Below are 9,396 nucleotides of genomic sequence, written 5' to 3'. Positions count from 1 at the left end.
GTCGTCCGGGTGCGCCTGGCCGTGGGTGAGACACCACGACGGCGCGGCGCTCTTCGGGGTGGACTGGTCGGGGCCGTGGGGGGGGGGGGCCCCCCCCGCGCCCCCCCCCCGGGGGGGGGGGCCCCCCCGGGGGGGGGGGCCCCCCGGGCCGGCGGGCGCCGGCCGGCCGGCGCGGCGCCTCCCGGGTGACGGCGAGACGCAACGCGGCGACCAGGCCCGGCGCCGCGTCCGGCAGGCCGGGGTGTGCGTCGGTCAACGTCATGATCTCCGGCCCGAGCTCCAGGAAGGGCCGCACCAGCAGCTCGTCCTGGGCGAGCGCGAACGCCCGGGCGAGCAGCCCGCCCGCCTGTGCCCCGTCGCCGCGCCGCGCCGCCGCGACCGCGCTGATCGCGCACGCGGCGACGACGCTCGCCGAACCGCCGCCGTCCGCCCGCAACAGCGGCGCGACCGCGAGCGCCGCGGCCGCCGCGTCCCCCTGCGCCAGGTGAGCGCGTCCCCTGGCCAGCCGAGCCGTGGGCCGCTCGCGGCGGCCGGTCGGATCCGGTGCCCCGAGCAGCCGCAGCGCCGCGTCCGGGTTGCCGCCCGCGACCAGGAGGTCCGCCTGCGTCGCCTCGCGCACCAGGGCGAGCAACGCCGGTGCCTCCCGCGCCGGGAAGGCGGCCAGCGCGCGCCTGGCGGCCCGAAGGTCCTCCCCGGTCCGCCGGCCGAGCCGCAGCCAGGCCCGCAGCAGATTCACCAGGTCGGGCAGCTGCCCGGACTCGCCGGCGGCGTGCGCGGCGAGGTCCGCCCAGCCGAGCCCGCCGGCGGTGTCCCCCCGATGTCCGGCCGCGGTCGCCAGGGCCAGCAGCGCCTCGGCGACTCCGGTGAGCGCCGGCGCCTCGGCGAGCCAGGCGAGCCGATCGGCGTCTACCTGGCCCTCATCCGCGGCACGGCGGGCCGCGACCGCGTGGCCGAGTACCGCGGCGCCGTCGCCGGAACCCGCGCCCAAGGCCGTCGCCCCCGGTCCAAGGGCCGAGCCGTCCGTGGCGGGCATCGCCGCCCGGTCTGGGCTCGCGGGATCGACCTCGTGCAGCCGGACGGCGGCGGCGAGGGCGCCGGCGGCGGCCTCGTCGGCCTGCCGCAACCGTCCACGCAGCGCATAGCCGAGCGCCAGCGCGCCCAGGCAGCCGACGGTGGCCCCGCCCAGCCGGGCCCGCCTGGCCTCGGCGAGCGCGACCCGCAGGGCGTCCTCCGCGGTCTCGAGCCGGCCGCGCCACAGCTCGGCGCGGCCACGGGCGGCCAGCGCGAGCGGCCGCAGGCCGTCCGGCAGACCCGCCGCCGGGCCGAGCTCCGACGCGACGCGCACCCGCAGTACCCGGCGGGCGCCCGTCAGGGTGGCCTCCACATCCCCGGCCAGCTCGGCGCGGCGCAGCTCGACGGCCTCGATCGCGACGAGAAGCACCCGCCGAGCCGTAGCCGCCGCGCCGGCGCTGTCGGTCAGGCCCGGCGGGCCGACCTGGCCGTGGCGCGCGGCGCCGGGCCCGGCGGGGCCGGCCGACGGGAACGCGGCCAGCCCGGAACGGGCCAGCTCCAGGTGCTCCCCGGCGGTCGCCGCGTCACCGGCGAGCACCCGGGCCAGGGCGGCCGTGATGGCGCACTCCGGGCCGAGGCCGGCGGCACGGTCCGGGAAGCCGCCCACGAGCGCGGCCAGGTCGGGCAGCTCGCCCTGCAGGATCAGCGGGACGGTGCCGCGCGCGACCAGGCAGGCCAGGTAGCGCCAGTCACCGGCCCGGCGGGCGTGGCGCGCCGCGTCGACCAGCCGCCGGTTCGCGGCGTACCAGAGCGCGGCGCGCAGGTTGAGCTCGGCCTCATCCTCGGCGGGGTCACGTCGCAGGGTCTCGCGCAGCATCCCGCGCAGCAGCTGGTGGTACCGATACCAGGAGGTCGGGGTGACCGCGACCGCGCCGGCCGAGCAGACGTCGTCGGCCGGGGCGGAGCCGGCCAGGGCGCCGGCGCCGGGTGGATCCGTCCCGTAGCCGAAGTCGCCCGGGTAGCCGGCGTCGGTGGTGGCCGGGCCGTGGGCCCGTGGCGCGGTGGCGAGCGGCGCGGCGAGCACCGCACCGGCAGCGAGCTCGGCCAGCAGCCGCGCGCCGGCGGCCGGCTCGGCCGCGACGACGTCGGCCAGCGGCGCGCACACCGCGTCGAGCACGCTGGTGCGCAGCAGCAGGCGGCGCACCGGCGCGGGCAACGTCGCGAGCGCCTCCGCCCGCAGGTACTCGGCGACCGGCGCGAACGCGGCCGGCGGGAGCGGGAGCTCGGTGCCCGCGTCCCGGTCGGCGTCCGCCAGGTCGCCGCCGGCCGAGGCCGGGGCACCGACCCGCGCCGGCCCCGTCCCGGCGGTCACCGCCGCCAGTGCGCGCGCGCCGGGCGACCGGTTCTGGCTGGCGGTCAGGGCAGCGAGGTCGGCGGCGGTGGTGAGGCCCGCGGCGGCGAGGCGCAACCCGGCGGCCCAGCCGGCGGTCGCGGCCAGCAGGCCGGGTGCCGCCACGGCCGGCACCCGCATCGCCGCGAGCAGCCGGTCGGTCTCGGTCGCGTCGAACGCGAGCAGCTCAGGGCCGATCTCGGTCAGCTGGCCGGCCGCCCGGGTCCGGTGCGCGGAGACCGGGACCCGCCGGCCCGAGAGTACGAGCCGCAACCCGACCACCCCGGCAGCGAGCAGCTCCAGGCCGGCGATGTCCGCCGGGTCACCGATGAGCCCGAGGTCGTCGACGATCAGCACCAACGGCTGGGGCCGGCCGCCGGCCAACGCGTCGAGCAGCTCGCGGCAGAACAGGTCGCTGGCGCCCCCCGGTACCGGCGGGCTCAGCCGGGCCAGCGCGCCGTCCGGGTCCGCCTCGGGGTGGGCGCGCAGGGCCACGAGCAGGTGCTCCCAGAAGGAGGCCCGCGCCGCGGGAGTTCCCCCGGCGGGAGCTGTCGCGGGAAGGCCGGTCGCCGCCGGCGCCCCGTCGTCGGGCGTGGCGGGTGCCGGCGCGGCGTCGGTCGCCGGGTCGACCTGAAGCCAGACGACCGGCAGCGCGTCGCGGCGGGCGAGGTACCAGGACGCGAGCAGGGCCGTCTTGCCGCAGCCCGCCGGCCCGCGCACGATCGTCAGTGCCTGGCCGCTGGCCGCGTCGAGAAGTTCCCAGAGCCGCGGCCTGGGTACATGAGGAACGGGCAGCGCTGGTGGCGTGAGCCGGCTGCGCAGCGGGCGCAGGCCCGCCGCCGCGGCGCGAAGCGTCGGCGCGCCCACCGGACCACTCGGCCGGCCGCGTCCAGATCCGCCCGGGCCTTCGCCCCGCTCCCCCGGACCGTCGCCTGGCTTTCCGGGACCGTCGCCCTGCTTTCCAGGACCGTCGCCCTGCTCTCCGGGAACGTTGTCACGCTCGCCCGGCATCCCACCACCCCCCAGCTCCCACCGTACGGTAGCTGTGAGGTCACCCTCTGTCGCGGTCGCGGGTCGCTACCGCGGGCTTTCGCTGGCGCCCCCGGCGGCATTGACCGCCTCTCCTGGCAATCCCGGGGAGGCGGTCCAACCTGGGCCAACCAGGGGCGAGCCGGAGCCAGGCGGGTCGGCGCCCAGGCGCCTCAGGCCGCGCAGTCCGAGCAGACCGTCCGGCGAACGTCGGCCAGCTGGCTGCGGTGGTGCACCAGGAAGCAGCTCGTGCAGGTGAACTCGTCCGCCTGGCGCGGCAGCACGCGCAGGGCGAGCTCGTCGTCGCGCACCTCGGCGTCCGGCAGGTCCAGGTCCGCCTCGAGGGCGTCCACGTCGTCGCCCAGGTCGGCGGCCGCGCCGACCCGTTGTGCCTTCAGCGCCTCCAGGCTCTGTTCCTGGAGGTCGTCGTCCCCATCGCCGCCTCGTGGGGCGTCGAAGTCTCGAGCCATGCCTCTCCTTTCCTTCCGTCCGCTTCCGACTGCCGGTGGCGCCGGCCGCGCGCGGCGGCCGGCCGCCACTGGGGTCCCGCTATCCGGGTCCCGCTATCTGGGGTCCCGCTATCTGGGGTCCCGCTATCTGGGGTCCCGCTATCTGGGGTCCCGCTATCGGCGGGACGATCTCACCGCGCCAGACGAGGCGTTCATCCCGGGCCCGCCGCTCGCGAGCGGCACGCCCGGCCTGGGCCGCGGCCACCGCTACGCCCGGACTTGCTTACCCGAACGGGATCGGATGGTCACAATACGCAACGCCTCTGGCGCGCAGAGATCCCCGCGCCATATGTCCGCATTTCGCCATGGCGATGCCCGCCCAAGCGGGCCGACCACACCTGGATCACCGAGGACGGTGCGAAGGATACGGGCCGGGAGCCGCCCTGGGCCAATCTCGGCGGGGTCTCCTCGTGTCTGACCCGTCACATCGAGCGTCAGTCGAGCTGGATGTTCAGTGCAGCTGCGCCTGGAAGGGGTCGTGTTCGGCGAGCAGCCGCTCCAGCCGGACCTGGTCGACCCGGCTGACCACGTTCGCCGCCTCCTGCTGGTCACGCACGCACTTGGCCAGCGTGAAGGACGACGTGACGACGTAGAGCAACCCGAGGAAGACGAACGCGCGCATCCACCCGTCGCCCGGCAGGTGCGCGGCGGCCCACAGCACCGCGACGAGCGCGATCCCGAACGAGACGGCCGACTGGACGAGGAACGCGGTAGTGCCCCGCGACGAGGGCGCCTTGGTAGTCATGCGGCCAGTTTCGGGACCCGGCCGGCGTCCGGCCTGAGCACGAACACCCGAATAGTCCTGAGTAAGAACGCTCAGGGCGTAACCACCCGGTTCTGCCACACTGCTCCCGGCGGCCTCGGTGCGCCATTCGGACGCACGGCGGCACGACCAAAGGAGACAGCGGTGTTCCCGACCGTCAGCCCGGAGGCCTACACGGCCGGCCCGGACGGCGTTCGCGGGGCGCTGTGGCGGTCGTTGGCCGTCTTCCGGTGGGTGGCGTTCGGCTACGCGGCGATCGCGGCCGGCGTCCGGCTCCGCTACGCCGACCGGCCAGCGCTCGGGCTCGCCCTGATCGGGGTGATGGCCGCCTGGTCGGTGGCCCTGACCGTGGCGATACCGACCGCCACCCGCTCCCGGCCTCGGCTGCTGCGGGCGCTCGCCCTGGCCGACCTCGCCGTGTGCGCCGCCCTCGTCGTGGGCGCGGAGCTGGTCGGCCCCCGGTCGAGCCACGCGCTGCCGATGATCTGGGCGATCAGCGGCGTCTTCGGTGCCGCGCTGGTCTGGGGCACCGTGGGCGGTGTCGTCGGCGGACTGCTCATCGCGGCGGCGTTCTTCGCCGAGTGGGGCACGCTGACCGACTCCCTGGTCAAGACGACCCTGCAGGTGCTGCTCGCCGGAGCGGTCACCGGGTACCTGACCCGAACAGCGCTGCGGGCGGAGGCCGCGGTGGCCGCCATGCTCGCCGCGCGGGCCGCCGACGCGCAGCGGGCGCGGCTCGCCCGGGCCGTGCACGACGGCGTCCTGCAGGTGCTCGCGCTGATCGCCCGGGAGGCGCCGCGCGGCATGCCGGCCGACCAGGTCGCCCGGCTCGCCGCCGAGCAGGAGTCGGTGCTGCGCGACCTGCTGCGGGTGGCCAGCCCGGGCGAGGCCCCCGTCGACCCGATCTCGCCGGACACGGCGGACGCCGGCGCGCGGACCGACCTCGCCGAGCTGCTGGTCCGGCTCGTGCATCCACCGGCGGGCTCCACCGACGAGCCGCTGGGCACGACGGTGTACCCCGGCCGGCCGGGGGTGCCCCGGGTGACGGTCGCGACGCCGGGCGTCCCGGTGCCGCTGGCGAGCCACCGCGCCGCCGAGGTGGTCGCCGCGGTGCGCGCCGCGCTCGACAACGTCGCCCAGCATGCCGGGCCGGCCGCGTCCGCCTGGGTGCTGGTCGAGGACGACGGCGACGAGGTGCTCGTGACCATCCGGGATGACGGGGTGGGCATCGCGCCCGGCCGCGCCGACGAGGCCGCCGCCGCGGGCCGGCTGGGACTCGCGGTCAGCATCCGCGGCCGCGTGCGGGACCTGGGCGGCGACGTCACCGTCCTCGGCGGCCCAGGGCTTGGAACGGAGGTGGAGCTACGTGTCCCCAGGTGACGGGGTGTCCCCAGGTCACGGCGAGGCGCCGCGGACCGGGACGCGCGCCGCCGGCCAGCCGCCGCGGGTGGTGGTCGTGGACGACCATCCGCTCTGGCGGGACGCGCTGGCCCGCGACCTGGACCAGGCCGGTCTTCCGGTGGTCGGGACGGCCGGGTCCGTCGCCCAGGCGCTGCGGGTGGTCGCCGCGACCCGGCCCGACCTCGTCGTGCTGGACCTGTCGCTGCCGGACGGTTCGGGCGTCGAGGTGATCCGCGCGCTGCTCGGCTCAGGCCACGAGAGCGGCTTCACCGGCTCGGTGCTCGTGGTGTCCGCGTCCGGGGAGCAGGCCGACGTGCTGGCCGCGGTGAAGTCCGGCGCGTCCGGCTACCTGGTCAAGTCAGCCCGGCCCGAGGAGCTCGTCGACGCGGTGCGCCGGACCGCCGACGGTGTCCCGGTGTTCGGCGCGGGCCTCGCGGCGCTCGTCCTCGGTGACCTGTCCCGGGCGGCCAGGCGGCCGGCGGAGCCAGGGGCGCCGAGCCTGACGGCGCGGGAGATCGAGGTACTGCGCCTGGTGGCCAAGGGCCTGTCCGCGAAGGATGCCGCCGCCCGGCTCGGCGTCTCGCCACGGACCGTGCAGAACCACGTCCACAACGTCCTGAGCAAGCTGCAGCTGCGCAACCGGGTCGAGCTAACTCGGTTCGCCGTCCGCGCAGGCTACGACGAGATCAGCGACGATCCGCCGCCGGCGGGCCAGCGGTAGCGCCGGGTCAGAGATAGAGCCCGGTCAGAGGTAGAGCCCGGTCAGCCCGTCGTCGAGACGCTCGGCGGCGACCGCGTGTACGTCGCGTTCCCGCATCAGGACATAGGTGGAGCCGTGCAGCTCGACCTCGGCGCGGTCCTCCGGGTCGAACAGCACCCGGTCACCGATCTGGATGGTGCGCACCGCGGTTCCGACTGCGACGACGTCGGCCCAGGAGAGCCGCTTTCCCATCTGGGCCGTGGCCGGAATCACGATGCCAGCCTTGGAGCGCCGGTCGATCGAGTCCTCACGCGGTTCGACCAGCACCCGGTCATGCAGGAGCCGTATCGGCAGCGAACCGGAGCGCATGTCGACCCCGGCCGGGCCGCCGAGGCCGTTGACACCACCGGAGAGACTTGTCACGGGCGGCAGACTACTCCCACGGTCGCCGCCGGTCGCCGGTCCCATTGCCGGGCTTGCTGACCAATGCACCGTCCCCGCTGGTCTGACGTCGGCATCCGGTTCGCCCGGCCGCCCGGCCACCGGCGGAAACCGGCCGAAGGCGGTCCTCCGCCCGCGCCGAGGCGGCCCGCCCGGAAGGTGTCGGATGTCCCGGAAGGCGCCCGCCGCGAAGGCACATTCCCAACGGGGTATAAGCTGCCGCCCATCGCCCGGAGTTGGCCAGATCCACGCAGGTGGTCAGATTTACCTAGCTGGTCAGATTCACACCGGGGGGCGCGGGCAGGCACCCGCGGACGAGCCGGCTCATCCCGCCTCGAGCGGGGGCCCGCCGATCGGCGCACGCGGATCAGCGGGGGACGCTTCGGCCATGCGCCGGTCGGCAACACGACGCAGCTCACGGGACGGGACACAAAATGGCACTCCGCATCAGTGTGGACCTTGACGGCCTGCGCTGGGCCGATCTGTTCCGGTTCGTCGACCTCGCCCGCAATGGGGGCATCGGCCCGGACGACCAGGTCGACGTGATCACGTACGGCAGCGACCCGATGTCGGTCAGCCTCTCGGCCCGGATCTTCCCGCAGACCGACGGCTTCCTGGCGGTCGAGCCGGACGGTGGCTCGGACGCGCTGCGTTCGTCGCCGCTGTCGATCAGCGCGGCGCCGGCCACCAACGGCTCGGCGCCCTTCGGCTACGAGTCCGCGCCTGACCGCTCGGCGCCCTCGAACGGCTCGCACTACCCGGCGTTCGACAACGCGCCGCCCGAACGGCCGTCGAGCCCGCCGCCGTCCTACCCGGCCTATGACGCGCCGGCCGACCGGGGGGCGCCTCAGCAGGGCGGCAATCACTACCCCTCGTTCGACAACGGCCAGCCTGACCGTCTTCCCGGCGGCGGTGGCGGCAGTCCGTATGCCGGCTTCGAGCCCGCGTTCGACCGCGGCGCGCCGGGCAAGGAGCTGCCCGGCGGCAACCCGGCGGACAGCCCGTACATCGAGGAGTTCGCTCGCCTCCAGGAGGGCCTGATGCGTCAGGTCCGCCGCAACGACGAGGTCCGCCCCGAGCGCGCGTAGCCGCGCAGGCCCACCCCGGCCGGCGGCCAGGGACCCGTTCTCCGGGTCCACCGGCCGCCGGCCGGGCCGCGCCGGATGCCAGGGGCCCGGCGCCTGGGCGAACACCGGCCGCAGTGACCCGTCAGGGGCGGATTCGTCCAGCTTGCCGGGTACCGCCCGCGCGTCGCGCCGACGCATGGTGCATGCTTGGTCATAATGGAGGATCAGGACGTTTCCGACGTCGAGCGTTATCACGGTCGACTCTGCTCGGAACTTGACATGATCAGGAGCGGTCCGGTGCTTGCCGGCCCGCGCACCATCGAGCACATCCGTTCCCTGCTCGCCCTGATCGACCTCCACCAGCCCAACGAGTTCGACGTCTGCCTCGGCTGCGACCGGCTCTGGCCCTGTGCCTCCGTCGTCGCCGTCACGGGTCTGCCGCCCGAGCTTCCGGGGATCGACGACGAGGTGGCCCCGCCGCGTCCCCTGCCCGGCGCCACCCGCCGGGCCATCACCAACGCGATGTCGGGCGCTCACGCGATCCCCGGTGCGTCCCCCCATCCGCGGACCGGTGCCCAGCCGATCCCGGCCGCCCAGCCGCCCAGGGGCCAGCAGCCGATCATGAACTCGGGGCGGCCTGGCGGCCCGGCGACCGGGGCTCACCCGGTCATGGCGCCGGACGGCCGGATGATGCCGGGCAACCTGCCGGAACCACCAGGCCCGCGCCCCACCGTCGCTCCCCCGCCGCCGGCAGGGCCGCCGCCGAGTGCGGCGCCGCCGCCGAGTGCCCAACCTCCGACGGGGCCGCCGACGGTCGGTCGGCCGGTGCTCATCCCGGCGACCAGCCGCTCGGGGCCGCCGTCGCCCCCGCCTCCGGCCGGGCCGGCGCCTGCCGGGCCGGCGCCGACGGGGCCGATGCCGCATATTCCGCCCCCCGGGGAGAGCTACCCAGCGTTCCCACCGCCCGTGGCGGCGAGCGGCAACCCGGCGTTCCCGGCGCCGGGAACGACGGCGGCGCGCCTCGGCTTCCCGCCGCCCGGCCTGCCCGGGGGGCACCCGCTCCTTCCGCCGCCCCGCCAGCCGGG

General features: G+C 76.5%; 7 protein-coding genes and 1 pseudogene. 4 read left to right on the top strand and 4 right to left on the bottom strand.

What is annotated here, in order from left to right; all coding sequences use genetic code 11:
• The 3 genes from I6A60_RS39715 to I6A60_RS39705 all read right to left on the bottom strand — a co-directional run.
• Window positions 1-3,268 (bottom strand): hypothetical protein (locus I6A60_RS39715; RefSeq protein ID WP_203055862.1); only part of this gene is annotated, 3,268 nt, incomplete at its 3' end.
• Window positions 3,269-3,603: 335 nt separating this feature from the next.
• Window positions 3,604-3,900: a DUF4193 family protein gene (locus I6A60_RS39710; RefSeq protein WP_203011687.1), complete on the bottom strand. Its 297-nt coding sequence runs from the start codon at window positions 3,898-3,900 to the stop codon at window positions 3,604-3,606.
• Between the two features lie 490 nt (window positions 3,901-4,390).
• On the bottom strand, window positions 4,391-4,684 hold the full coding sequence (locus I6A60_RS39705) for a YiaA/YiaB family inner membrane protein (RefSeq protein WP_203018500.1): 294 nt from the start codon (window positions 4,682-4,684) through the stop codon (window positions 4,391-4,393).
• Between the two features lie 162 nt (window positions 4,685-4,846).
• On the opposite strand from I6A60_RS39705, the gene macS reads away from it, so the two are divergent.
• Complete coding sequence (macS, locus tag I6A60_RS39700) at window positions 4,847-6,082, top strand: MacS family sensor histidine kinase (protein ID WP_203042470.1); 1,236 nt, start codon at window positions 4,847-4,849, stop codon at window positions 6,080-6,082.
• The gene (locus I6A60_RS39695) at window positions 6,069-6,824 is read left to right on the top strand and encodes a response regulator (RefSeq protein WP_374113414.1); all 756 of its coding nucleotides are present in this window, start codon (window positions 6,069-6,071) and stop codon (window positions 6,822-6,824) included. The genes macS and I6A60_RS39695 overlap by 14 nt, the downstream gene beginning before the upstream one ends.
• A gap of 24 nt (window positions 6,825-6,848) precedes the next feature.
• Here the strand turns inward: I6A60_RS39695 and I6A60_RS39690 are convergent, their stop codons facing one another.
• The gene (locus tag I6A60_RS39690; RefSeq protein WP_232425482.1) at window positions 6,849-7,172 is read right to left on the bottom strand and encodes a co-chaperone GroES; all 324 of its coding nucleotides are present in this window, start codon (window positions 7,170-7,172) and stop codon (window positions 6,849-6,851) included.
• 506 nt (window positions 7,173-7,678) lie between these two features.
• Here I6A60_RS39690 and I6A60_RS39685 point away from each other — a divergent pair.
• Together I6A60_RS39685 and I6A60_RS39680 are read left to right on the top strand one after the other, a co-directional pair.
• Window positions 7,679-8,332, top strand: coding sequence for a hypothetical protein (locus tag I6A60_RS39685; RefSeq protein WP_203018496.1), 654 nt, complete (start codon window positions 7,679-7,681; stop codon window positions 8,330-8,332).
• Window positions 8,333-8,590: 258 nt separating this feature from the next.
• Window positions 8,591-9,396, top strand: a pseudogene (locus I6A60_RS39680) (hypothetical protein); the annotation flags it as partial.

Origin of the sequence: Frankia sp. AgB1.9 (genome assembly GCF_016786355.1) — a bacterium.
In the GTDB taxonomy this organism is placed as follows: Bacteria; Actinomycetota; Actinomycetes; order Frankiales; family Frankiaceae; genus Pseudofrankia.
This window is presented reverse-complemented; position numbering and strand designations above follow the sequence as displayed.

What these genes read in the sequence shown, in the direction of transcription:
- I6A60_RS39710 (WP_203011687.1), bottom strand. Translation starts at nt 3,900, where the DNA reads ATGGCTCGAGACTTCGACGCCCCACGAGGCGGCGATGGGGACGACGAC.
- I6A60_RS39705 (WP_203018500.1), bottom strand. Translation starts at nt 4,684, where the DNA reads ATGACTACCAAGGCGCCCTCGTCGCGGGGCACTACCGCGTTCCTCGTC.
- I6A60_RS39690 (WP_232425482.1), bottom strand. Translation starts at nt 7,172, where the DNA reads ATGCGCTCCGGTTCGCTGCCGATACGGCTCCTGCATGACCGGGTGCTG.
- I6A60_RS39685 (WP_203018496.1), top strand. Translation starts at nt 7,679, where the DNA reads ATGGCACTCCGCATCAGTGTGGACCTTGACGGCCTGCGCTGGGCCGAT.